General features: G+C 59.8%; 11 protein-coding genes. 1 reads left to right on the top strand and 10 read right to left on the bottom strand.

The annotated features are described in order from the left end of the window. Positions 1–87: 87 nt before the first annotated feature. From H3U89_RS01460 to H3U89_RS01415, 10 genes are all read right to left on the bottom strand, one after another. Entirely contained in the window at positions 88–3729 is a 3642-nt protein-coding gene (locus H3U89_RS01460) for an RCC1 domain-containing protein (RefSeq protein ID WP_232345418.1), read from the bottom strand. Between the two features lie 341 nt (positions 3730–4070). Next, positions 4071–7748, bottom strand: a complete 3678-nt coding sequence (locus tag H3U89_RS01455) for an RCC1 domain-containing protein (protein WP_332460518.1) — start codon at positions 7746–7748, stop codon at positions 4071–4073. A gap of 464 nt (positions 7749–8212) precedes the next feature. Next, entirely contained in the window at positions 8213–11743 is a 3531-nt protein-coding gene (locus tag H3U89_RS01450) for an RCC1 domain-containing protein (RefSeq protein WP_198178871.1), read from the bottom strand. A 516-nt stretch (positions 11744–12259) separates the two neighbouring features. Then, on the bottom strand, positions 12260–12925 hold the full coding sequence (locus tag H3U89_RS01445) for a TetR/AcrR family transcriptional regulator (protein WP_198178873.1): 666 nt from the start codon (positions 12923–12925) through the stop codon (positions 12260–12262). A gap of 6 nt (positions 12926–12931) precedes the next feature. Beyond that, positions 12932–13699, bottom strand: coding sequence for an ABC transporter permease (locus H3U89_RS01440; RefSeq protein WP_232345676.1), 768 nt, complete (start codon positions 13697–13699; stop codon positions 12932–12934). Positions 13700–13704: 5 nt separating this feature from the next. After that, positions 13705–14676, bottom strand: coding sequence for an ABC transporter ATP-binding protein (locus H3U89_RS01435; protein WP_198178877.1), 972 nt, complete (start codon positions 14674–14676; stop codon positions 13705–13707). Between the two features lie 449 nt (positions 14677–15125). After that, positions 15126–18959, bottom strand: a complete 3834-nt coding sequence (locus H3U89_RS01430) for an RCC1 domain-containing protein (RefSeq protein ID WP_198178879.1) — start codon at positions 18957–18959, stop codon at positions 15126–15128. A gap of 1116 nt (positions 18960–20075) precedes the next feature. Next, positions 20076–21149, bottom strand: a complete 1074-nt coding sequence (locus tag H3U89_RS01425; RefSeq protein ID WP_198178881.1) for a hypothetical protein — start codon at positions 21147–21149, stop codon at positions 20076–20078. Between the two features lie 339 nt (positions 21150–21488). Continuing rightward, positions 21489–22493 (bottom strand): hypothetical protein, encoded by a 1005-nt coding sequence (locus H3U89_RS01420; RefSeq protein WP_198178883.1) that lies wholly within the window; start codon positions 22491–22493, stop codon positions 21489–21491. A gap of 367 nt (positions 22494–22860) precedes the next feature. Then, positions 22861–23931 (bottom strand): hypothetical protein, encoded by a 1071-nt coding sequence (locus H3U89_RS01415; protein WP_198178885.1) that lies wholly within the window; start codon positions 23929–23931, stop codon positions 22861–22863. An 874-nt stretch (positions 23932–24805) separates the two neighbouring features. On the opposite strand from H3U89_RS01415, the gene H3U89_RS01410 reads away from it, so the two are divergent. Next, positions 24806–25846: a hypothetical protein gene (locus tag H3U89_RS01410; RefSeq protein ID WP_198178887.1), complete on the top strand. Its 1041-nt coding sequence runs from the start codon at positions 24806–24808 to the stop codon at positions 25844–25846. Positions 25847–26117: the final 271 nt, after the last annotated feature.

Here is a 26117-nt window from a genome sequence, read left to right as displayed (position 1 = left end):
AAAAATGAAAATGGGTGGCTCCATGATGTTGGGGGGTGCGGAGCCACCCATCATGTCCGGGCCGTTCTTGGGATGCGGCCCGACCGCTTACTCGAGCGAAGCGAATTCATGCCTGTGGCGTCCGGCTGCTAGGGCGCCGGCGGCGGCAAGCAGGCCTGAGGCGAGCAGGAGGAGTACTCCCGTTTCGCCTGTGAGGGGCAGGATGCCTTTGAAGGTGTAGCTGAGGTGGATCGGGGTCTGGTTGGCGGCCCCCAGGGACCAGTCCACGATCACATCAGACAGTCCCGGATTGTGGGCTGGCGTGGTCAGGGTGACCGACCCGTCCGCGTTCTGCTGCAGGCTGTTGGCTGCCGTTTGGTCGAACCTGACGCCGGTAATCAGCGGCGGCGGATATAGCGCCACCAGCGTCGGCGTAATGATCTTCGTATCGCTGTTGCTGCCGGTGCCGAGTTGCCCACGGTAGTTGTATCCCCAGCTGTAGCTCTTGCCGTCCTGACCGATGGCCAGGGAAGAAGCCGATCCTGCGCTGATTCGTGCGACCGCGAACCCCTTGCCTGCGTTGTCCTGGCCCGCTGGGGGTGACACTTGTGAGGGGACGAGCAGCTCGGAGGTGCCCTGGTTGCTGCCCAACTGATCAAAGGTGTTTTCTCCCCATCCCCAGGCTGTGCCGCTCTGGTCGATAGCCAGCGAATATGTGGCTCCGGCGATGATTTGGGCGGCCTGGAATCCCTGGCTGGAATCGGCAGGGTTTTTTACCTGCGTGGGTGTGGACCGGTCGGTTAGCGTGCCATCGCCGATCTGGCCATCCGCGTTCATTCCCCATGCCCAGGCTGTGCCGTCCTGACCGATGGCCAGTGCGTGGACTTCACCGCTGCTGATCATCCTGGCCTTAAAGGTCTTGCTGGCGTTCTTGGGATCGGGCACGGGAGCTGGGTCGGCAGCATATGCGGTGCTGTATTTTCCTGTGCTTTGGCCGTTGCCGAGCTGTCCGTGGTTGTTGTATCCCCAGGTGTATACGTTGCCGTCGGCGTCCAGGGCCATGAGGAAGCTGTATCTTGCGCTTACCTGGACCGCCTTCAGCCCATTGTCGGAGCCGCTCGGATCCTTGGCCAGGGCCGGCGTCAGTTTGGGCGCGCTATAGGTGTCCGGGCCGTAGGTTTCGCTGCCCCAGACGTAGACGCGCCCATTCAGGTCGATGGCTGCCGAGTCGGTGAATCCGGCGGTCACCTGGGTGGCCTTGAAGGGTTGTCCGTCTGGGCCCTTGACGGGCTGTGGCTTGGAGTGGTCTTGTCTGCTGCCGTCGCCAAGCTGGCCATATTGATTGTGTCCCCAGCTGTAGACGGTCTGGTCGGAGCCGATGGCCAGCACGTGGGTTCCGCCTGCGGCGACCTGCGTGTAGGTGAACCCGGTAGCTGCGCCGTCAGGCAGGGGGACCTTGGTCGGCGCGTACTGTGTGGCCGTCGTACTCGGATCCTGGCCCAGCTGCCCGTAGTCGTTGCCGCCCCAGGCATAGGCATTCCCATCGCTGGTCACCCCTATAGAAAAACCGGCAAAATTATCGCTGGCGCTTATCTGGTTGAAGCGGATGCCCCGGCCTATTTTTGGCGGAGTAATGGTCACCTGCTGACCGCCCTGGGCATCGCCGTTATTCGGGCTGATTGCCCAGCTCCCGATGTCTGCCGGGCTCCAATGGGCGACCAGGGTGATGCTGCTGGTGACGGGCTGGCTGAAGTCATAAGCCACCTTGGATTCGCCTTTTGAGTCCTTGAGGAACCAGCCGTCGAACAGGAAGCCGTCTTTGGTCGGGTCTGCGATCGGGCGTGTGGCCTGCCTGCCTTCGGTGACGGACTGGGGTCCGGGCATGCCCGAGGGTGCTGTAGGGGAGTCACTGTCGGAAGAGAAAGTGACATGGTAGGTGTTCACGTATTGGTAGGTCAGGTGGGCGTCGGGCTGCTGGCCGTTCATGCCCCAGATGATGGTGACATCGGTCTTGCCTGCTGCATGCTGGGGCGCGGTGACGCTCCAGGTGCCGTTTGACTGGGCGTTGAGGTTGGTGCCGGGCGTCCCGCCGAAGCTGACGCTGACGGGTCTGGGATCCTCGGGGAATGTGACTGTGCCGGGGAGGGCGTCAGAACGACCAGTGGTCGTGCGTCCCAACTGGCTTCGGCTGTTGTCTCCCCAGCTGTAGAGGTTGCCGTCCGAGCCTAGGATCAGGGAGGAGGTATTTTCTGCGTTGATCTGGATGCAGCTGATGCCTGCCGGCAGGGATACTTTGCCCGGTGTGACATTTCTCAAGCTGTTGGCATCACGCCCCAGCTGGCCGAATTTGTTGCTCCCCCAGCTGTAGAGGTTGCCGTCCGAGCCTACGGCCAGGGTGTGTTGGTTTCCTGCGCCGAACTGGGTGAATCTCGTGACGCCTATGGGCAGCGTCACTTTGCCTGGATCGATGTTTTGTGTTGGTGTGTCGGTATCTCGTCCCATCTGGCCGTAGCTGTTGTAACCCCAGCTGTAGAGGTTGCCGTCTGAGCCCATGGCCAGAGAACACCATCCCTGTGCGGCAATCGCGGTGTATTTCGTAACGCCTTTCGGCAGGATCACTTTGTTCGGCAGGGTTCCTGGCTGTTCGCTGTTGGTGTTGCGTCCGAGTTCGCCCTGAGTGTTGTCTCCCCAGCTGTAAATGTTGCCGTCCGAGCCCAGAGCCAGGGAATAGAAGGTTCCCCCGCTGATCTGGGTGCAGGTGATGCCTGTCGGCATTGACACTCTGCCTGGCGTGGCGTCGTAGGTCGCTGATCCCGTGTCGCGTCCCAACTGGCCTCGGCTGTTGTCTCCCCAGCTGTAGAGGTTGCCGTCCGAGCCGATGGCCAGGGATTGCGAGTATCCGGCGGTGAACTGGGTGAAGTGGACGCCGGTCGGCGGGGTGACCAGGCCCGGTCTGTCAGCTGGCGTGATGGTGGTGCTGCGTCCCAGCTGCCCGTTGTCGTTTAGTCCCCAGCTGTAGAGGTTGCCGTCCGAGCCCATGGCCAGGGAAAGGCTCATTCCTGCGCTGGTCTGGGTGAAGTGGACGCCGGTCGGCGGGGTGACCAGGCCTGGGGTGCCTTCTGGCGCCTTGCTCGCTGCGGTGGCTGGTGTCTCATTGGTGTCGCGTCCCAGACTTGCTTTGTTTTGTCCCCAGCTGTAGAGGTTGCCGTCCGAGCCCGTCGCCAAGGTGTGCCATAGACCCGAGCTGATGTGGCTGAATCGTACGCCGGGTTTGGCGGGTGGGACCAGGGTAATCTTGTCGCCTCCGGCGGCTGACCCGGAGGTGGGGGAGAGGCTCCAGGCACTGGTTCCCTTGGTCCAGTGGGCGGTCAGAGTGAGGTCTGCAGTGACGGGTTGGGTGAAGTCGTAGGCAAGATTGCCGGTGAACCAGCCGTCGAACAGGTAGCCGTCCCGGGTCGGGTCCTTGGCGGGCCGGCTGGCCAGTGCGCCGTCATCGACGTTTTGAGGGTCGATGCTGCTGCCGTCGGCGCTGTCGAAGGTGACGGTGTGCCTTGTTGAGCGTGCTTGGGGGCGGCTGTCAGGTGTTTGATCGTGTTCGGGTGTGGTGTTCAGTGGCGATGGTGTGGTGTTCAGTGGCGAGGGTGTTGGTGTCAATGGGGACTGGGGTGTCGTCGGCGTGGCCTGCAGCGTTGGCTGGCTTGTGTCGGTGTCGGTGTCGGTGTCGGTGTCGGCTGTGGCGAGGCTGCCCATGATCAGACATGCGGGCAGGATGATGGCAAGCAGAAGGCTCGCGGCAATGCATGGCCGGGCAGAAGCATCCCTATGGTGCATGATGGCTGCGAACCCCTTTCCCCAAACAGGTGGCTCGATGATGAAAATCCCCAAGTCGCTTCACGAGACGTGTGCCGGGGACCATCCCGACAGCTGTATTGCAGTCTATCACGCGCGGACGGGCAAGAGTGGGAGCAACACCCGGGTGAATAAAGAAGGGTGGCTCCGCTGTGTTGGGGGATTGCGGGGCCACCCTGTAGGGCCAGGATCGTCATAATTTGGGGATAGACGTAATCCGGGCCTGCTTACTCGTGCGAAGTCTACTGATTCAGGCTTCCGGCCTTTCTCAGGCGTCGCGCTGCCATGGTTGCCGTGATGATGAGCAGACCAACGGCGAGGGGCAGGAATATGCCGATGCCGCCGGCCCGAGGCAGGACGCTGATGGAGGTGTACAGGTAGGTGTTGCTGGTGTCAGGGAGTTGCGTAACCCCGTTCAGCGTCCAGTTGATGGTTACCGTAACCGGCCCTGGTGTGTAAGGCGGCGTAGTCACATTCCAAGTGCCGTCATTGTTGGCTGTCGGATAAATTCCGCTCGTATTGCCGAACTGAACGAGTTTGGGAATGCCGACTCCAGGGAAAATGATCTTGCCTGGATGCGGATCATGGTCACCGCTGATGTCGCGTCCCAGCATACCTTGGTCGTTCTTTCCCCAGCTGTAGGTGTTGCCGTCCGATCCTATGGCTGAAGAGTGATTGCCTCCTGCCTGAGGCTGGATGAGGGTGATGCCGGCTGGAGCGTCCACTTTGGTGGGCAGATGGTCGGATTTGCCGCTGGTGGTGCGTCCGAGTTGTCCGCAATCGTTGTATCCCCAACTGTAGAGGTTGCCGTCAGATCCTGTGGCGAGGGCAAAGTAACTTCCCGCCACAAACCGGGTGAAATGAACATCTGACGGCATGACGACCCTGGAAGGGGTCGCAGAAATCAGTGCCGTGTTTCCCAACTGATCTTTGTTGTTGCCTCCCCAACTGTAGAGATTATTGTCGGAGCCGAGAGCCAGCGAGAAGTTCAGGCCCGTGCTGGCTTGTGTAAATGTGACGCCGGTTGGGGCCTTTACTTTGTAGGGCAGAGGGTCATATAGGTCAGTTGTCGTACTACGTTGGCGGCCCAGTTGGAACGAATTGTTGTATCCCCAGCTGTAGAGGTTGCCGTCCGAGCCCAGGGCGAGGACATGCTTGCTGAATGGACCTGTGAAAACCTGGGTGAATGTGATGCCTTCGGGTGCAGCGACTCTAAGAGGGTCTCTGCTCTTTAATCCTGACCTGCCTTGCCCTAGTGCGCCTTCCCTATCGTCTCCCCAGGCGTAGAGGTTGCCATCGGAGCCTAATGCCAAGGCGAAGCTATCGCCCGCGTAGACTCGAGTGTAGTGGATTCCCGCAGGCGGTGCCACTTTGTCTGGGGGATTGCGATTGTTGGCGAAGGTGTTGCGTCCCAGCTGTTCACAATCGTTGCTTCCCCAGGTATATACATAGCCGTCTGAGCCAAGGGCCAAGGCGAACTTTTGTCCTGCAGCGGCCTGGGTATAGCGGACTCCGGCGGGAGTTTCCACCACGACAGGCTTATCTGAGGGGGTGTGTCCAAGTTGGTAATTATAATTTGTTCCCCAACTGTAAAGGTTGCCGTCTGAACCGAGAGCCAGGGAAAAATCCTGTCCCGCTTGGATCCAAGAGAAGCGGATTCCACGTGGGCCTTGCGGCGGGGTGAGTTTGACGCTCTGGCCGCCGGTTTGCGGTCCTTCCTTCTTGTCGATGGTCCAGTGCGAGAGGGGACTGAAGTGGGCGACCAAGGTGATGTCGCCGGTGACGGGCTGATTGAAGTCGTAGGCTATATTGGAGTCGCCCTTGGAGTCTTTGAGGAACCAGCCGTCGAACAGATAGCCGTCCTTGGCCGGATCCTTGTCGGGCCGGACGGCCTGATCGTCATCCATGACCCGCTGGGCATCTGGTGTTGGTGTACCGCCTGCGCTGTCGAAAGTGACTGTGTACGTGGAACCATCATACTTGTAGGGCAGGTGTGCATCGGGCTGATGGCCGTTCCTGATCCATGCGACTGTTAAGTCCACCCGGCCCTTTTCGTGCGCTGGGGTGCGGAAACTCAAGGTGCCGTTCTGGTTCTTGGTCAAGTCGGTAATCGGGGTTCCATCCAGCTTGGCGCTGATGAATTTGAATGCTTGTGGGAAGTCGGCCTTGTTTGGTGTGGTAACTGGCACACTGCTGGTGTTCCCGGCACCCAGCTGGCCGCTGCTGTCGTCTCCCCAGTCGTAGAGGTAGCCGTCCGAGCACATAGCCAGGATGTGCCTGTACCCCGCACTGAATTGAGTATAGGTGATGCCGTCGGGCATGTTCGCTTTGTCCGGCTGGTTTGTGGTTTCACCACCCGTATCTCGTCCCAGCTGGCCGCTGCTGTTGTCTCCCCAGCTATAGATGTTGCCGTCGGAACCAGTCGCCAGAGAGTAGTCGTATCCCGCGCCGACCTGCCTTGTTCTGATGCCGTCAGGCAGGGCTACCTTGCTGGGCTGGCTGGTGCTGCCATACCCCCAGTTGTATGCATTGCCATCTGAATCAATAGCCAGTGTGTGGCGATATCCTGCGCTGACCTGGGTGAAGCTCAAACCGTCCGCAGTATCCATCTTGTATGGCTGATTGGCCGGTTCGCTGGCGGTGGGTGTGCGTCCCAGCTGGCTGTTGCTGTTGTCTCCCCAGCTGTAGACGCTGCCATCAGAGGCGAGTGCAAAGGAAGCCGTGCCGCCCGCGGACACCTGGGTGAACTTTACGTCTTTTGGAAGCGGTATTGGGTTCGGGTACGCGTGCCCATAAATCGACGAGTCACCATGGAGTTCGCCGGTTTCGCGTCCCAGCTGGCCGTTGCTGTTGTCTCCCCAGCTGTACACAGTTCCGTCCGAGCATGTGGCCAGCGCATAGTTTGGTCCTGCGCTGACTTGAACAAAGCTTTTGGAGGAATTTGTAGATGGGACCACCTGATTTGGCACGGGACTTGATGAGTGGACGAGACCTAGTCCTGACTGGCCTTTTTCATTGCTTCCCCAGCTGTATAGATGGTTACTGATATCGATGGCCACAACAAATTCGTCTCCTGCGCTGACCTGGATGAAGCGAGTGCCACCTGGAACGTCTACTCGTCCAGGCCGATCGGCAGGTTCGCTGGCGGTGGGTGTGCGTCCCAACTGCCCCTCGCTGTTGTTGCCCCAGCTGTATAGCACTCCGAGCGAGTCAAGGGCTAGTGAAAAGTCTTTTCCTGCGCTGAACTGGCTGAAGCGAATATCTCCTATGGCCGGCGGGGTCAGGGTTGCTGTCGTGTTGCCGGTGGCAGGACCATGGTTGGGGCTGAGACTCCAGGAATTGAGACCCTTGACCCAGCGGGCTGTCAGCGTGAGGTTTTCGGTGACGGGCTGGGTAAAGTCATAGGCGACATCCCCAATGAACCAGCCGACAAAGGAATAGCCTTTGCAGTAGGGGTCTGGGGGACGTACCACCCTGCTTCCACGGCTGAGCGTTGACTTTTGTGTTGACGAACCTATTGTGCTGTCAAAAGTTACTGTGTATGTTGTGGCCAAGCGTGGCTGGACCGAGTTTCCGTTGCTTTCGTCTGCCTTGTCAGCATTATTGGAATCACTGTCAGACGGGGTGGCCGTAGGAGCAGGGGAGGAGTCGGAAGAGGGAGTCGGCTTGGTGGGATTCTGGGATGCGGTAGTAGCCGACGGCGATTCCGATGTGTCTGGGGCAGTGGAAGGCGTTGATGGTGTTGCTGAGGTGTTTGGGGTTGCTGTAGGTGAAGAAGGTGTCGCGGGTTTTGTTGACGGGCTCTGCGAGATTATGGTGCTGGAGGAAGTGCCGGGGTTTTGCTTATCTACCCGAGCGGTCGGTCGACCCCCCCCCCCCGGTGCCTTCCAGAGCAGTCTGCGCGCTCGCGCTGGCTGCACTGGAATCGTTCGTGACCGGCTCGGCAGTGGCAGCAAGGCCAGTCAGAAGGCTGGTAGGCAGGATAATCGCGAGCAGAAGGCCAGCAACAGTGGATGACCGAATCTGCTTTTTCCGACGATGACGCATGATGGGTGCGATCCCCTTCCTCAAAATCAACGGCCCGTTGATAAAAATCCCAAGAAAACGAGCTGCATGCCGGGAACGGTCCCGGCTTCTATCTCATCATGCTACCACGCTCTACACACATTGACTGCGGGACTGGAATTCGGCGGAAGTGCCGGTGTCAGCCGCTGCCTTGTTGGTGTCTATATTGCGTTGTTTCCCTTTTGCTGCTGGGGTTGATGTGACAGGGGAATGAGATAAGGGGGGGGTAGGTGGCTCCGCTGAGTTGGGGTCTGCGGGGCCACCCTGTTTGACCGGGCCACCTTGGGGTATGGCCTGGCTGCTTACTCGTGTGAAGTCTTCAGGCTTGCGGGCTGCGTGCTTCCCGCTGGTGGCGTCCGGCTGCGATGGCACCAGCGGCGGCAAGTATTCCAGCGGCCAGCAGGATCATGGTCCCGCTGCTGCCTGCGCGAGGCAGCATGCCTTCGTAGGTATAAGCCAGGTGCGCCTGGGTCTGGCTGGTACCGCCAAGTGTCCAATCCACAATCACGTCAGCCAGGCCCGGATTATGGGCGGGGGTGGTCAGGGTGACGGAACCGTCAGCGTTCTGCCGGAGGGCATCGATCACTGTCTGGTCGAAGCTGACGCCGGTGATCAGCAGCTCCGGGTTGAAGGTGATCAGGGCCGGGGTGCTGCTCTGAGTCGTGCCCCCGTCGCCAAGTTGGCCGTATGCGTTGTCGCCCCAGGCGTAGGCGTTACCGTCCTGGCCGATGGCCAGGGAGTGGTTTCGTCCTGCGCTGGCGCGCGCTGCTGCGAGCCCGCTGCCGGCCTTGTCTTGGCCGGCGGGCGTCGATACTCGCGTAGGTGTGGGCTGGTCGCTGGTGGTGCCGTCGCCGAGCTGGCCGTCGGTGTTCCATCCCCATGCCCAGGCTGCGCCGTTCTGGTCGATGGCCAGGGAGTGATGCACGCCGGCGCTGATCCATGCGGCCTGCAATCCTTGGCTGGAGCCTGTGGGGCTTGGCACCCGCCTGGGGGAGGGCTTGCTGGTTTTCGTGCCGTCGCCCAGCTGTCCGTGGTCGTTGTAACCCCATGCCCAGGCTGCGCCGTCCTGGCTGATGGCCAGGGCGTGGTTGGCTCCTGCGCTGATCTGCGCGGCTTTGAAGGTCCTGCTGGTGTTCCCGGGGTCGGGCACGGGTGCCGGCTCTGCGGTGTATGTGGTGCTGTACTCTCCTGTGGCCGCGCCGTTGCCAAGCTGCCCGTAGTTGTCGTATCCCCAGCTGTAGAGGCTGCCGTCCGTGTCCATGGCCATGATGAAGCTCCATCCGAGGCTGACCTGGGCCGCGTGCAGTCCCTGGTTTGAGCCATTGGGGTCCTTGGCCAGTGTCGGTGTCGGTTTGGACCTGCTGTATGCGGTGTAGTTGTTGTTTTCGCTGCCCCAGGTGTAGACGCGTCCCTGCTGGTCGATAGCGGCTGAGTCGTAGGCGCCGGCGCTCACCTGGACGGCTTTGAAGGGCTGGCCATACTCGCCTTTGACGGGTTGCGGCTTGGAATGGTCTGTGGTGGTGCCATCGCCCAGCTGCCCGTGGTCGTTGGCCCCCCAGCTGTAGACGATGCCGTCGCTGCCTACGGCCAACACGTGGTAGCCGCCTGCCACGGCCTGCGTGTAGGTGAAGCCGGCTGGCACGCCGTCGGGCAGCGGGACCTTGACCGGCGTTTTCTGCGGGGTGCTGTTGGTAGTGCCCTGGCCGAGCTGGCCCTGCTGGTTGCTGCCCCAGGCGTAGGCGTTCCCGTCGCTGGCCACGCCCACGGAGAATCCGCGGAAGTCTCCGGCCTGATAGCCGCCGGCGCTGACCTGGTTGAAGCGGATGCCTCGGCTTATCTTGGGCGGTGTGATGGTCGCCTGCTGGCCTCCCAGGGAGCTGCCCCTGACCGGGTTGATCGACCACCCGCCGGTGTTGGCTGGGCTCCAGTGCGCGACCAGCGTGATGTCACCGGTGACCGGCTGGCTGAAGTCATAAGCCACATTGGAATCACCTTTGGCGTCCTTGAGGAACCAGCCATCAAACAGACAGCCATCTGCTTTTGGATCTGGATGAGGGCGCTTGACCTGCCCGCCCTCTATGACGGACCGGTCTGCCGGCATGCCGGAAGGCGTCGGACAGGCAGCGTCCGTGGATGTGAATCCTACCTTGTATTTGGGCCCGGTGTATGTGTAGGACAGGTATGCGTCCGGCTGCGGTCCGTTCATGCTCCAGGAGATGGTGACATTCACCCATCCCTTGCTGTGCGGCGGAGTGGTGACGCTCCAGGTGCCGTCTGCGTTGGCGGCCAGCCCTGTGCCCGGTGTCCCGCCGAATTCGATGCTGGTGATCACGGCATGGTTGGTCAGGGGAATCGTACCTGGCTGATAGGAATCCCGTTTCTTGGTGTCTCGTCCCAGTTGGCCGTTGGAGTTGCGTCCCCAGCTGTAGAGGTTGCCGTCGGAGCCGATTGCCACAGCATGATCGCCGCCTCCGATAACCTGGGTGTAGTTGACGTTCTTCGCTGGCGGGTCGATTCTGGTTGGTCGGTAATCTGTCGCACCCCAATATGGCCTTGCCAGTTGCGCATGGCTGTTGTTCCCCCACGTGTATAGGATCCCTTGGTCGTCCAAGGCGAAGCCATTCCAGTCTCCCGCACTGATTTGGATTATGCGTGTCTTTGTGGGCACGTTGACCTTGCCTCGCGGGTTGATCCTTGCGCTGCCGGTGTTTCGTCCCAGCTGGCTGAAATTGTTGTATCCCCAGCTGTAGAGCACCCCATTCGAATCCAAGGCCAGGCAGTGCATTCCTTTGGCGATTACTTGCGTGTAGTGGACTCCGGCAGCAGGCGGATCCACCTTTCCGGGCTTGTTGATCGGCGTGGTGCTGGCGTCGCGGCCCAGCTGACCATGACCATTGCCTCCCCAGCTGTATAAGTTCCCATCAGTGTCGAAGGCCATGCAGTAGTCATATCCGGAGGTGATCTGGGTGAAACGGATTCCGGTCGGGGTGTCCACTTTGCCTGGCCTGGTGCTCGGCGTGGTGATGGTCTCGCGTCCCAGTTCGCCGTCGCTGTTGTATCCCCAGCTATAGATGCTGCCGTCCGAGGCTAATGCTTCTGAGTGGTACTTTCCTGCGCTGACCTGGGTGAAACGAATTCCTGCAGGGGCGTCCACCTTTCCCGGAGTGTCGGCTGGCGTGGTGCCGGTGCCACGCCCAAGCTGACCATAACTGCTGCTGCCCCAGCTGTACAGGTTCCCATCCGAATCAAGGGCCAGGGAGTGATCGTAACCTGCACTGACCTGGATGAAACGAAGTCCGGCTGGGGTGTCTTCCCTGCTTGGCTGCCAGTTGTAGTCGGAGCCATACATTTCTCCCCAGTGGTAGATGCTGCCGTCTGATCCCACTGCCACTGAGTATTGGTATCCTGCACTGAACTGGCTGAAGCGGATGGTCCGGGCAGGAGGTGCAGTAAGGGTGATAAGAGTGTTGCCGGCTGTGGGGCCTTGAGTGGGTGAGAGGTCCCAGACATCACCGTTTTTGGTCCAACGGGCTTCCAAAGTCATGTCGCTGGTGACAGGCTGGCTGAAGTCGTAGGCGGTCAATGTGCCGCTGATGAACCAGCCATCAAACGAATAGTCGGGTCGGGCTGGGTCGACAGGTCTCTGCGCTTGGGCGCCTTCGTCGACGGTCTGATCGGGTGTGGTGGTCCCGCCCTCTGTATCAGTGAACCTGATGGTGTGCTGAGTGGTTGAGCGGGTCTGGAGATTTTCGACGTTCGTGCTTGGCGCAGCGGATGCTGTAGGTTGAATTGGCTCTAGGGGCGACGATGTGTGTAAAGGCGATGGTGTGGCCAGTGGTGGCTGGGGCATCGAAGGTACGGTTGTCGGCGTTGCCTTGCTGGGGGAAATGCCGGAATTTTGCTCAGCTACGCCAGGGGTCTGCCGACCCCCCCCCCCCCTGTGCCTCCTGCTATGGCTGGCGCGCTCGCGCTGGCCACAGCAGGCTCGCTGGCGGTGGTGCTGGCATCGGCGCTGGTGCCGGCGAGGAGGCCTAGAGGCAGGACGAAAGATAGCAGAAGACTGACGGCTGCGGCCGGTCTGATCGAGATGTGCTGATGCTGACACCTATTAAGCATGATCCCCTTCCCCAAAGGCTGACCCACCGGCCCCTACCGGTTGAAATACCCTTGGAGGCTTCCATGACGTAGCGTATATCCCCATCCCTCTGTGCGAGGGTACAAGCAGGAAGCCTTGCGTCTTTCAACTATACTACGTGCCGATAAGGTTCTCTCAGGTGGAATGTCGGGGAAGTAATTCTGAGTAGAACATGAAGTTTATGAGTGCGTGTTATGGGTGCGTGGCTGGGAACGATCCATTGGTCACTAATCAGGTGCGCCATCCGGCGATGAGGGCGTGCAGGCCCTTGCGGTAGCTGGTCTCCATAAGGGCACTGATTCCATTGTCCTTAGAGGCGAAGAGCGTTTTCAGATCATCGAATCCTTGGGTATCCTCGGCCAGTCTTTTGGCCAGATCCGTGTTGGTCTGGCCGCCCACCCCGCCGACCGGGGGAGAGGCCTGGGCGATGGCGCTGCCCAGGGTCAGTCCGGCCAGGCTGTTGAGCAGGTGGATGGTGTCGGAATCGACCTTGAGCCCGTGGGCGGTCAGCTGGTTCAACCAGGTGCTGACCATGTGGAAGGACTGGTCGGTGTTGATGGGATGCGTGGCCATGAGCGGGAGCGCCCGGGGATGCGAAAGCAGCGTCCGGTGAACCTGAAGCATGACATCTTCAAGCGCTTGCCGCCATCCCATGTCCTGGGGTATGGAGTCCAGGTCGGTGGCTGACTGCCAGATGAGCTCAACGATTCCATCAAGCAGGGCGGCCTTGCTGGGTACATGGCGGTAGATGGCTGGTCCTGACACCCCCATTTGCTTGCCCAAGGCGCGGATGTTCAGGGCCTCCAGTCCGTGCTCGTCGACGAAATAGAGGGCGGAACGCAGAACGTAGTCTCGGTTCAGCGTCGTCTTGACGGGTGCCTTGGGTGGGTCAGCCATGCTTCCTCACTCCTTCCGCTGTACTCCTCTCTTGAATAATACCGTTGCCAGAAGAGCCAGGGCGAGCAGGAAGGCCAGCAGGATACGCAGGTCAGGCCATACATCCGCCATTCCGGCATGGTCGAAATTGATTTTTCCTACGGCATCCATGGCCCAGTAGACGGGACTGCCCTTGGCCAGCTTCTGTGCCCAGTCCGGGAATCCGGAGACAGGACTGAGGGCTCCGCCCATGCCAGCCAGGAGCATGCCAAGAATGTTGTTGAAGGACATGGCTATGTTTTGCGAGGACGAGAAGATGTAGAGCAGCAGGCCGAAGAGGGTCAGCACAATCGAAATGAGCAGGCAGACCGCGGCCAGGGCCAGGACTGATCCATTGGGCCGATAGTGGTAGAGCGCCGTCCCGATCAGCATGACTAGAGCGACCTGGACCACCTGCACCATGAAGGACGCGCTCAGTTTGGCCATGACCAGGTCGAAGAGGGAGACCGCCGACACCCGCATCCTGTCCCAGGTGTGCCATTCATGCTCCTGAAAGAAGAGTTGGAGGACCAGCTGCAGGGAAAACATGGCGAAAAGGATGGCGAACCCCGGAAGCGCCTGCTCTGATCCGTTCGCGCCCAGATGCCCCTGGGCCCGCAGGGAGTCACGGTAGGAGGGCAGCATGAAGGGGATGATGATCAGGGGAATGGCCACGATGACCGCCTGCAGCCAGATGCTCCGCAACTCGATTTTGAAATTCAGGCGGAAGGCTGCCAGGTAACCGTTGAAATGCATGGCGCTCACCTGTCTTCCCATGCTGGTGACCCGGCAGGATTGCTTGAGGATACACCCATGACTGCCATGTAGGCCGACTCGATGTCAGGCTGGACGATGGTGACTGACGACAGACGGGCCTCTTTCATGACCGGCTTCTGCAGGAGGCGGGCCAGCTCCTGCTCCGGACTGGACACTGGGTGGTCGGGCTCCAGGAAGCCGTCTGTCATCCGCCAACCGGGGATCTGGCCTGGGGCCTGACCGACGAAGCTAATACGCAGGGATGCCCTGGCGTATTTGTGGAGCACCTCCTGCAGGGAGCCCTGTACCTTGATCCGCCCGTCGATCAGGAAGGCCAGGTCCGCGCCTATCTCCTCCAACTCCTTCAGATAGTGGGTGGTGTAGATGATGGTGGTGCCATGCCGGCTCATGGCCTTGACCATGTCCAGTATTCTGGCGCGGGCCTCTACATCCGCTCCGACCGTCGGCTCGTCCAGGAAGAGCACCGGGGGATTGTGGACCATGGCCATGGCAGTGTGGAGGCGGCGCTTTTGTCCTCCCGATAGATTCTCGGCTGCTGTTCCTGACTGGGATCCCAATCCCATGAGCTCTATCAGTTCGTCGGCCCTTCTGCTGCCCTGCTTGGTGTTCAGCCCTTGCAGGCCGGCCATGCCACGTAGGTTGTCCCGGACGCTGAGGTGGGGATAGATGCCCAGATCCTGGGGAGCAAGTCCGATGACTCGGCCGAAGATGCGCGAGGGGGTTCGATAAGGGTTGTGCCCCTCGACAGTGATGTGGCCTGAGTCCGGCTCGCCCAGCCCGGTCAATGCCGAGATCAGGGTTGACTTGCCTGCCCCGTTCCTGCCCAGCAGGCCCAGGATGCTTCCGCGTCTGACCTGAAGATCCACACCCTTGAGCACCTGCCTGCTCCCGTATGATTTGCGCACCTGGTGACAGGACAGGGCATATTCCCCTGAGTCGTTTTTTGCAGGTTGCAAGGTATACCTCCTGACGATCATTAGTGATTAACAATGTAAACTATAATAACATTGTTAACAACCTGGTCTCGCCGAGGTTTTCATGGGCCGCATTGTGGTCTGCGTCAGCTTTCGGATATTCTGATGTGGCTTGGCGGGGATATACGCCTTGCATTGACTTGCAAATACTATGATTTTCGTTAGCAGTGTTGGGAATCTGGTAATTGCTCTTCAACGAAGAAGACCCGGGGGATTGATCGACCATGCAGTGGGATTGCTCAACTGTGAGCGGGACGCCTTTTTCGTTCACTGGGTACGATTTTGTACACACCATTCTGCATATAGTTCGCCATCACCCTTGTTCAGCGATTACGCAGCTCCAACTGGAGAGTGAAACAGCAGGATAAGGAAATGGGTGGCCCCGCAATCTTGGGGTTTGCGGGGCCACCCCGCTTACTCGTGCAAAGAGTTTAGTGGCGACGGTTGCTGCTTTCTCGCTGGTGGGAGGCTGCTGCTGTGGCGCCTGCGGCGGCGAGCAGTCCTGCAGCGAGCAGGACCAGAAGTCCGGTGCTGCCGGCCCTGGGCAGGATGCCCTCATAGGTGTAGCCCAGGTGGGCGGTCGTCTGCACGGCTTGGTCGATGGTCCAGTCGACGGCCACGTCGACGGGTCCTGCGTCATGGGGCGGGTTGGTGATGCTCCAGGTGCCGTCCGTGTTCCGATACAGGCTGGTCCCGTCGATGCCGCCGAACTTGACCCCAGTAAGAACCAAAGGCGTCGGATCAAATGCAACCGCTATGGGGGTCGTGCTTTTGGCTGCCGTTTGGTTGTTGCCCAACTGCCCGTACTGGTTGTCTCCCCAGGCCCAGAGGTTGCCATCCTGCCTGATGGCCAGTGAATGGAGCTGTCCGGCGCTGCTTCGAGCGGCCTTGAACGTTTGGGTCTTGTTTGCTGGGTCCTTGATGGTCGCAGGCTTGCTCTGATTGACGGTGCTGCCGATGCCCAGCTGGCCGTTGCTGTTCCATCCCCATGCCCAGAGGCTGCCGTCCCGGCCGACGACAAGGGAGTGGTTCACACCTGCGCTGATCTGGGCTGCTTTAAGGTTTTGGCTGGTATTGGTAGGGTTCTGCACGGTTTGTGGCTTGTACTTGTCGCTGGTGCTGCCATCCCCCAGCTGGCCGTACCCGTTGTATCCCCAGGTCCAGATGTTCCCGTCCGTATCGATGGCCAAGGCGTTCCAACTCCCCGCGCTGATTTGGGTGGCTTGGAAGGACTGATTGGGCAGTCGGGCCGGATTGGATGAGTAATTGGTGCTGTCGCTGGTGCCGTTGCCGAGCTGGCCGTTCGTGTTGTATCCCCAGGTGTACACGTTGCCATCGGCGTCCAGGGCCATGACGAAGCTCCAGTTGAGGCTGACCTGGACCGCATGCAAGGTCTGTCCCGGATTGTCCGGGTCGGCGGCTGGAGTCGGGTTCTTCCTGGCTGCGCTGTATGCGGGCGTCTGTCCCTTGCCGGTGCTCTCGCTGCCCCAGGTGTAGACGCGGCTTTCTGAGTCGATGGCGGCCGAGTCTGCCACGCCGGCGCTGACCTGTACGGCTTTGAATGGCTGGCCGCTGGTGTCCTTGACGGGCTGGGGCTGATACCGGTCCGTGGTGGTGCCGTCGCCCAGCTGTCCGTGATCATTGCGTCCCCAGCTGTAGAGGATGCCGTTGGATCCGATGGCCAGGACGTGCGAGTCACCGGCTGCAACCTGCGTGTAGGTAAAGCCGGAGTCCGCGCCGTCGGGCAGGGGGATTCTGACTGGAGTTTTCTGCATGGCGGCATCAGCCGGTTTCTGAGCAAGCTGCCCGTACTTGTTGTTTCCCCATGCGTAGGCGTTTCCGTCGCTGGCGACGCCTATGGAGAAGGAGCCTCCGGCGCTGGCCTGGTTGAAGCGGATGCCCCGGTTGATGGTGGGCGGGGTGATGGTTATGTGCTGGCCGCCGAGCACGTTGCCTTTTTGTGGGTTCAGGGCCCAGTGGGTGTCCATTATGGTCCAGTGGGCTGCCAGGGTGATGTTGCCGGTGACCGGCTGGCTGAAGTCGTAGGCGATCCAGGAATCGTTGCTGGCGTCCTTGATGAACCAGCCGTCGAACAGGCAGCCGTCCGCTTTCGGATTGGGGAAGGGGCGTTTGGCCTGTCTGCCTTCGGTGACGGTCTGGTTTTGGGGCATGCCGGAGGGTGTCGGGTAGGAGCTGTCCGTGCTGGTGAAAGTGACGGTGTAGGAGTCCAGGTATCTATAGGCCAGGTGGGCGTCCGGCTGCTGGCCGTTGAGAGTCCATGAGACGGTTGTGTCCACTTTTCCCCGCACATGCGCGGGTGTGGTGACGCTCCATGTACCATTCGAGTTCTTGGTTATGTTCGTACCTGCCGTCCCGCCGAAGCTGACCGCAGTGACTGTGGTGGTACCGGGCAGGTTCACCCGGCCGGGGATATGCCGATCGTTGGTGGTGTTGTCGCCCAGCTGGCCGTTGGCGTTTTTACCCCAGGAGTACAGGTTGCCGTCCGAGGCCAAGCCGAAGGAGTTGTTGTCCCAACCGGCGCTTGCCTGGACCCAGGTCAGTCCGGTTGGCGCGTTCTGCGGCGCAGCAACCCGGATAGGGGTGTTTCGCTGGGTAGTGGTGTTGTCGCCCAGCTGACCATTGTTGTTGGCACCCCAGGAGTAGAGGTTTCCGTCTGAGCCAATGGCCAGTGATGCAACAGATAGGAGGCTTACTTGTTTCCATGAGAAATTAGGTAGCACTCCATTGGGTTTATGCGCTTGAGTTGGCCCGTACACGTCAACGGTGGACCCATTGCCAACGTTGCCGTTTCCGCCGTAACCCCATGTATATATGTTGCCGTCGGATCCGATAGCTTGCGAGTAGTAGTCCCCCATTTGGAACTGTCCCCAGGTGAAATTGGAGGGAACACCTTGCGGTGTGGCAATTCGGACGGGCGTGATCTTATTATCGGTGATTGATCCTGTACCCACTTCACCACGGGTATTTGCGCCCCAGCCGTAGAGCCAGTTATCCGATCCCAGGGCCAGAGAATGCCATCCCCATCCGCTCATCTGCTTCCATTTGAATCCGGAGGGTACTCCGTTTGGCATCTTCACTTGGATGGGGGCATGCCGTTCAGTGGTAGTGCCGTCCCCCAGTTGGTTATGATCGTTGTCGCCCCAGCTGTAGAGCTTGCCGTCTGATCCCAGACCAAGAGCATGCAGGCTACCTACCGCTTCCTGCTTCCATGTGAACCCGGACGGGGCATTTTGTGGCATGTTAACTTGTTCGGGGGTGTAATGCGCGGTTGTAGTGTTGTTCCCCAACTGGCCATAGGTGTTGTCGCCCCAGCTGTAGAGCTTGCCGTCTGATCCCAGAGCCATGGAGAACAAGTATCCGGCTGAGGCCTGGACCCAGGTGAAATCCTGGGATACGCCCTGGGGTTTCTTCACAGGGACCGGCTCATGACGTTCAGTGATGGTCCCGTCGCCGAGTTGGCCATGATCATTGCTTCCCCAAGAGTAAAGGTTGCCGTCCGAGGCGACTGCAAGAATGTGCCCCCTTCCAGCGCTGACCTGGCTGAAGCGTATTCCTCGGGGTCCGGGCGGGGTCAGGGTGACTTTCGTGCCGCCGGCGACCGGCCCCTGCACAGGGCTCATGCTCCAGGCATCCGCCTTGGTCCAATGAGCGGTGAGCTTCAGATCGTTGGTGACGGGCTGGTTGAAATCGTAGGCGACGGGTGTTGAACCGATGAACCAGCCGTCAAACAGGTAGCCATCTTTGGTCGGATTCGCTGGACGTTTCGCGCGCTCGCCGTCAGCTATGGTTTGCGTCGTGTCGGTGCCTTGGGGGTTGCTGAAGGTGACGGTGTGCGATGTGGAGGCGCGTGATTGCAGTCCAGCGTTGTCTTTGTCGTCGGGAGTCCCGGTCTTATCCGGCGTGGGGAAGATGGAGGGGGTCGGTTGTGTGAGATTCACAGGGGAGGATGAGGCCAGCGGAGAGGGGGAAATAGGAGAAACGGGAGTTGTTGCTGTTTCTGTTGGCTGGGTGGTGATGTCAGGAGCATTGCTGGACTGTTGCTTAGCTTCACGATCCCCCTCCTCCCCGCTATTCCCATATGGGGTCGGCGCTACTGCGCGGGCCGCACTGGATTGGGTTGTGGCGCTGTCTGCCGTGGCATAGGTGCAGACCAGGAGGCTTGAGGGCAGAATAACTGCCAGCAGGAGGCTGATCAACAAGGCCGGTCGAGCGGATACAGTTATATTGGAGTGCTGACGAGGCATAGTATGATCCCCTTCCCCAGGAATCGCAGCCATATTGTCAAGAATCCCCAACATCCGGCGAATCACGTGCCGAAGACAACTTTGGCCGCTAATGACACAGTAGCATAAGCGCTGATGGTCTAGAACAAATAAAATTGAGAAATTTCTGTTTACTTTCTGACGATTTAATGGCGCTCGTCGGCTTTTCATTCGTAGCCGACCTTTCGCTCCCTAGGGGTCCATTACCGATCTGGTAAGCGAAACAGAAGGAATACCAGGGGAATAGATATGGTTATCACTGCAACGACGAAGAGAGCAAACTCAAAACGGTGTTATGTATGCTAAGAGTTCAGTAGGGAAAACCGATAGCCATGGAACCTTGTAGCACTATGTAGGATGGCCACCAAGAGATTCGTGGCGGAGATGATATGGGTTCGTCGATGTGTTAAGTATGCGGTGTTGGCAGTAATACAGGACATGGTTGATGTATCGCCCAGGTTTTTTATTCGTGTGCTAGTACACACGTTCTGATTGCAGTTGATCTTACGCTAGATGGTCATAGTTGATTACTCGATCAAACCTGGTTTCCGCGCCAGCAATTTATCGAGGTAGTGGCAAATACCGATACAAAGTGCAGCGACTCGGTATGCTTCCGTTCCAAAGCTTGTTGGTCAAATGCCGACTCTTTCTGCCGTTATACGCCAGGCAGCCCAACAGTATGCGGCAGCGCCCGAGCGACGTTCAGGGTGATGATTTGGGTGTGAGGCCCCAAGAGCAGACTTTCGGTCTGCGCTATCCTCATACGTCCAGATAGGACTGCACCGAGATCTTCTTGAGACGAGACTCCAACGGCGGTAGTTCGTCTCAAGCCTGAAGGTCTGCGGCAAGATATCATAGAGACAGGCAAAGGGGTAGCGAGATGGCACTGAAGACGTCGACTCACTTGCCTTCTATTTCCATGGTCGTCCCATGTGGTCGCTGATATTTGGCCGAGTTCAGCAAAAGGGCGAGGCTGGCGTTGGGTGCCAACGAGATGGAGCACCAACAGATGGATGGGATGGTTTTGCAGTGCATGCCGAGCGGAGGGTGGGTCTTTAGAATTAGCCATTCCGGCAAGCCACCTGACTCTGTAAAAGCCTAATTAGAGCCTGTCCATCCATAACAATCGGCGATACAGTTCCCCTGGTTGTCGATGGCCGGCCCCTCGTGGCCCTGCTGCAGCTGGTTCCACAGGTTGGGGTAGTCCTGAAGATTAAATCCACCACTGTGTTGAGTAGATGGGGCGGATCCGCCTCCTCCGCCGCCGTGTTGACCGGTGGTTGGACGGGATTGTGTGTAGCCTTTCCGCCTGTTGCTGGAGGTCGCCGACTTTCGTTGCGGAGATCCTGACCTTTGGGATGCCTGCTGCGCGGCTTGCGCCTGCGCCGCCTGGGCTGCGGCCTGCTGGTCGGCCTGGCTCTTGGCCTGCATGGAGGCGTTCACCCGGTCGATGACCGCCTGCAGGGCGGCCGCCGCATCCCGGTAGGCCTTGGCTTGATCCCCCTTGACCTGGCCGGCCTGGTCGATGACCTGCTGCAGACCGTCGCGGGTCGCATTGTCGGCAACCTTCCCGTCCGAATCGGCCAACAGCCTCGCCGCCTCGCCCTTCTTCCCGTCCAGGGCGGTCCTGGCATCATCCAGGGTCTTCGCATCCCGGGACGCGGTCACCGCCTTGGCAGCCCTGGCCACAGCCGCATATTTGCCGTCGATTTTTCTCGCCTGGTCGGCCGTCGCGTTCAGATCCCCGGTGGACATGGAGGCCTTGCACCGGATCGTCGGCTGCCTGAGCCCTTCGGCGTCCTTCACGCTGCGGGCCATGGCCACCACGGTTTTCGCATCCTTGACCTGGTCCGTCTTTATGCCCGCCGCCTCACGGTACTGCTCCAACCGGTCCGGGCCGGTCTTGTCCTGCAGGGTCTTCACCGCCCGGCTGCAGGATTCAAACGCCTCATCATGCCGGCGGTTTCCAACCACGCGCCAGCCCACAAGACCGGCAACCACCACCACAGCCACCACCACGGCGACAACCACCGGAACCAGCCACCTCGGATGCCGCCCGCCCGACTGGTCTACACCCTCGGGCACAATCGCCGGCAGGGTCGCAGCCTCGCCCCCGACCGGAGCGGACACACTCCCCAGACCCGCAGCCCCCTCATCATCCTGATCCGCCATGACCTTCCTCTCTTCCCATCCGCGCGGATTACTGCCGTCCTATCCCAGCGTAACCGCCCGCACATTTCTAGATTAAGCTGCTGCACTTAAGCCAGATATGCATTTTTTGCTGATAAGTCTCCATTTTGCCCAAGGGTCGGATATGCACCTCCCGGCCAAGCTGGAGCTCGCATTTAGCGGCCGAACGAACCAGTATCCAAGCTTTCCAAGAGTTATCAGTTATCGGTTATGTTTCCCATACATCACTGTAAATGCGGTAACCTTATGGTCGCTCACAAGTAAAGCCGGCGGGATGGGAGACCTTGCAAGCAACCGGTCCCGCTGGCAAATACCAATCAATCAGCCAATGCCGCACACGCCAGCCGAATTACAAGCTTCTCCATATGGCTTTTGACTCTTTAATTCATCAATCCAGCTTTTGTCTCCATCGCCGCCCTGGTTGCCGGACGGCCGGGAGGCGGGTCGGCGGGATTGCGTGGAGCCTTTCCGTCCACTGTTGGAGGAGGCCTGACGGCGCTGGGTGGCGCCCTGCCGTTGCGCCTGCTGCTGCGAGGCCTGGGCCTGCGCGGCCTGCTGGTCGGCCTGGCTTCTGGCCTGCATGGAGGCGTTCACCCGGTCGATGGCCGCCTGCAGGGCATCCGCCGCATCCCGGTAGGCCTTCGCCCCATCCCCCTTGGCTTGGCCGGCCTGATCGATGGCCTGCTGCAGGCCGTCACGGGTCGCATTGTCGACCACCCTCCCGTCCGAATCGGCCAGCAGCCTCGACGCCTCGTCCTTCTTTGCGTTCAATGCCGCCTTCGCATCATCAAGGGCCTTCGCATCACGGGACGCGATCACCGCCTTGGCCGCCTTGTCCACGGCCGCATATTCACCGTCCAGCTTTTTGGCCCTGCCGGCCTCCGCGTTCAGCTTGTCGGTGGACATGGAGGCCTTGCACCGGACCGTCGGCTGCCTGAGCCCACCGGCAGCCTTCACACCGCGGCCCATGGCCGCCACCGTCTTCGCATCCTTGACCTGGTCGGACTTTATGCCCGCAGCCTCGCGGTACTGCGCCAACCGGTCCGAGCCGGTCTTCCCCTTTAGGGCCTTCACCGCCCGGCTGCAGGAGTCCAGCGCCGCATCATGCCGGCGGTTTCCAACCAGGCGCCAGCCCACAAGACCGGCAACAACCACCACCGCCACCACCACGGCGACAATCACCGGAACTAGCCACCTCGGACGCCTCCCGCCCGACTGATCTCCACCGTCCTCCGGCACGATCGCCGCCGGCGCCGGGTCCTCCCCCTCGACCGGAGCGGACATGCTCTCCAGGTCCAGGGTCCCCTCATCATCCTGGTCCGCCATGAACATCCTCTCTAACCATCCGCGCGGATTACTGTTGCCCTCCTCTAAGGCAACGGCCCGCACTTTTCTAAAGTATGCTCCCATACTTAAGCCAGCCATTCTTATCCCAGAATCCTGTCGATGTTAGACAGGGATACGTCTTGGCTGGGAAATCTCCGACTCGCGGCAGGGCTGGATATGCGCCTGCCGGCCGAGCCGGAGCCCAGGCGCAGCAGCCGGCGCGCCCAGTGCCGATCTTTCCGGGATTCATCATTTATGTTTCCCTTCCACTATCATGAAGGGGACGGCCGTATGGTCGCCCACAAACAACGCCAGCGGGATGGGAGACCTGGTAAGAAACCGGTCCCGCTGGCAAATTCTCAATCAATCAGCCAAGAACACACACGCCAGCCGAATTACAACCATTACCGCCTGTAGTATTCCCTTTGGACCATTCCTCAAACGCTTGTTCCGACCAATTGTCCTGAGCTGGAGCCAGAGCTGATCCGCCGCCTCCGCCGCCCCGGTTGCCGGACGGCCGGTAGGCGGGCCGGCGGGATTGCGTGGAGCCTCTCCGCCCATTGCCGGAGGAGGCCTGCCGGTGTCGGGTGGTGCCCTGCCGTTGCGCCGGCTGCTTCTGCGCCTGCTGCTGCGCGGCCTGCGCCTGCGCCGCCTGGGCTGCGGCCTGCTGGTCGGCCTGGCTCTTGGTCTGCACGGACGCGTTCACCCGGTCGATGGCCGCCTGCAGCGCATTCGCCGCATCCTGGTAGGCCTTCGCCTTGTCGCCCTCGGCCTGGCCGGCCTGGTCGATGGCCTGCTGCAGGCCGTCACGGGTCGCATTGTCGGCCACCTTCCCGTCCGAATCGGCCAGCAGCCTCGACGCCTCGCCCTTCTTCCCGTCCAGGGCGGTCCGGGCATCCTCCAGGGCCTTCGCATCACGGGACGCGGTCACCGCCTTGGCAGCCCTGGCCACAGCCGCATATTTGCCGTCGATTTTTCCGGCCTGGTCGGCCGCCGCGTTCAGCTCACCGGTGGGCATGGAGGCATTGCACCGGATCGTCTGCTGCCTGATCCCCTCGGCGTCCTTCACGCTGCGCGCCATGGCCACCACGGTCTTTGCATCCTTGACCTGGTCGGACTTTATGCCAGCCGCCTCACGGTACTGCGCCAACCGGTCCGGGCCGGTCTTCCCCTTTAGGGTCTTCACCGCCCGGCTGCAGGAGTCCAACGCCGCATCATGCCGGCGTGATTCCACCACGCGCCAGCCCACAAGACCGGCCACGACGACCACCGCCACGACCACGGCGACAACCACCGGCACCAGCCACCTCGGGCGCCGCCCGTTCGAAGGGGCTCCACCGTCCTCCGGCATGATCGCCGCAGGAGCAGAAACCTCACCCCCGACCGGGTCGGACACGCTCTCCAGGCCTGCAGCCCCCTCGCCATCATGGTCCGCCATGAAACACTCCCTCTTTCCCTCAGCCTCTGTCTCTTTTCAGGATCAGTGATTGATTGGTCAGGCGCGCATTGCCACCTCGCATATTTGTGGCGATGCCACTCTGTCACCCATCAGAGTCTGCCTCTGCTGCACAGTCTTCGTGGTCTCGTCAAGGCTGCAAACAACTTCCGTGCGCTGCTGTGCAGTGAATCATTGATGTATTGATATTCAATACTTTATCAGGAAGCCGATTATGAATCCTCTGACGATACAAAATTTGGTGTAATTCGATAGGTGAAAATGAAATGAATATGAAAATTTTAGTCAGAAGATATATGAATGTACCAAATTCAGAACAGCTTTACGGCCGTCTCTCATACATAAGTATGAGCCTTTGAAAGGGGAAATGCTAAAATAGAACTGTTAACCTTTCTCATACAATCTATGTCTTCTTGTTCAGCCTTTCTGTCTTTGTTGATATAGCTTGGTTTGGCTGACAAAGTGAGGGCATTGTCGACCATAGAGGTTTGGGGCAGAGAGTCGGTCAACGCTTTTCAATGCTTTCATGTTCACATAGGAAAACAAGGTCAATTGTCAGCTTTAGCTTCTCGCAGTACCGTCATCTGTACGTCTAGGTACGAACTGTGATTGGACCCGACTATTAATTTGGAATTTAAACAATCGCATTCCGACATCACCAATTACGGGGATCTGCGATGCAGGCACGAGACTTAAACCTTGTCGGGGGATGGGCTCGCAATAGTTGCATACATATCTTTATTGGTGATAGCTCGAGGCCTCTTTTGATTTTGCATGAGTGATAATAAATTCGTAGTTATCTTTCAGCCTGGTACGTTGTGTGTGATGCTCGGCGAAGAGAATCGGAGAAAGGGTTATGGGCGATAAGGATCAGGAATCAGAAGTTGAGGAAGCAGACGAAGAGGCCAAGGTCGATAAGGCTCCGCCGAAGGTCGTGTCGGGAGATGAGGATACCACGTCAGGCAGGCGACATCGGAAGTGGCTGGTTGCGTTGATTGTCGCCGTTGTGGTGGTGGTCGTGGCTGGTCTTGCGGGCTGGCGCGTGGTGGAGAACCGCCGGCATGGTTCGGCGCTGGAATCCTGCAACCGGGCTGCCAAGAGCCTGCAGGAAAGGACTAGCTCTGCAAAGATGGCCCGCTACCGTGAAGCGTCAGGTGTGAAAGCAGACGAGGTCAAGGATGCGAAGACCGTGACAAACATGAGCAGTAGCGTGAAGGCTGCCGACGGGCTCAAGCCTTCTTTGATTCAGTGCAATGCATCCATGTCCACAGGCGAGCTGAACACTGCAGTCAGTAAGGCTAAGAAGCTGGACAGCGATTATGCGGCCTTGGCTAAGTCGGCTAAGGCAGTGCTAGCCTCCAGAGATGCGAAAACCCTCGATGATGCGAAGGCGGCGCTGAACACGAAGAAGGACGAAGCGTCAAAGCTGCTAGGTGATTCTGACGGGAAGGTGGCCGACAATGCGACTCGCGATGGCCTGCAGCAGGCCATCGATCAGGCCGGCCAGGTCAAGGGGGATGAGGCGAAAGTCTACCAGGAAGCGGCTGGATCCTTGCAGGCGGCCATTGACCGGGTGAACGCTTCCATGCAGGCCAAGAGCCAGGCCGACCAGCAGGCCGCAGCCCAGGCGGCGCAGGCTCAGGCCGCGCAGCAGCAGGCGCAACGGCAGGGCGCCACCCAACGCCGTCAGGCCTCCTCCAGCAATAGGCAGAGAGGTTCCACGCAATCCCGTCGGCCCGCCTATCGACCGTCCGGCAACCAGGGCGGCGGAGGCGGCGGATCTGCTCCACAAAACCAAGGGAATGATAAGTCTTGGGAAGATGAATGGAATGATTTCATACATCGACCTCAAGTTGGTACCGGTTGTAATCCGGATGGTTCCTGTGGCATTGGCTGATTGATTGAGAATTTGCCAGCGGGACCGGTTGCTTGCAAGGTCTCCTCTCTCGCTGGCCTTATTTGTAAAAGGCCATCGGGCAGTCGCTTCTCATATTCAGATGTAGGGGAATCTTAAACGATGGCTTTTGGAAGATTGGACGTTAGGTCGGCCGAATTCTGCATCTGGGCTCCGGCATAGGTGGGCTTAAGGCTACTCCCGTCGCTGTCTTTGAGGAATAGATCGCATACGGAGCTGTATCGACAGTGTGGGCTGTGAGCATGACATGTGC

Source organism: Bifidobacterium sp. W8104 (assembly GCF_016100735.1).
GTDB classification, from domain to species: domain Bacteria; phylum Actinomycetota; class Actinomycetes; order Actinomycetales; family Bifidobacteriaceae; genus Bombiscardovia; species Bombiscardovia choladohabitans.
The sequence above is the reverse complement of the archived record's forward strand: the minus strand, read 5'-3'. Positions and strand labels throughout refer to the sequence as shown.

Coding starts and splice junctions, on each gene's coding strand:
- H3U89_RS01430 (WP_198178879.1), bottom strand. CDS start 18,959: ATGCCTCGTCAGCACTCCAATATAACTGTATCCGCTCGACCGGCCTTG.
- H3U89_RS01440 (WP_232345676.1), bottom strand. CDS start 13,699: ATGCATTTCAACGGTTACCTGGCAGCCTTCCGCCTGAATTTCAAAATC.
- H3U89_RS01415 (WP_198178885.1), bottom strand. CDS start 23,931: ATGGCGGACCATGATGGCGAGGGGGCTGCAGGCCTGGAGAGCGTGTCC.
- H3U89_RS01425 (WP_198178881.1), bottom strand. CDS start 21,149: ATGGCGGATCAGGATGATGAGGGGGCTGCGGGTCTGGGGAGTGTGTCC.
- H3U89_RS01445 (WP_198178873.1), bottom strand. CDS start 12,925: ATGGCTGACCCACCCAAGGCACCCGTCAAGACGACGCTGAACCGAGAC.
- H3U89_RS01450 (WP_198178871.1), bottom strand. CDS start 11,743: ATGCCCCAGCCACCACTGGCCACACCATCGCCTTTACACACATCGTCG.
- H3U89_RS01420 (WP_198178883.1), bottom strand. CDS start 22,493: ATGGCGGACCAGGATGATGAGGGGACCCTGGACCTGGAGAGCATGTCC.
- H3U89_RS01460 (WP_232345418.1), bottom strand. CDS start 3,729: ATGGGCAGCCTCGCCACAGCCGACACCGACACCGACACCGACACCGAC.
- H3U89_RS01410 (WP_198178887.1), top strand. CDS start 24,806: ATGGGCGATAAGGATCAGGAATCAGAAGTTGAGGAAGCAGACGAAGAG.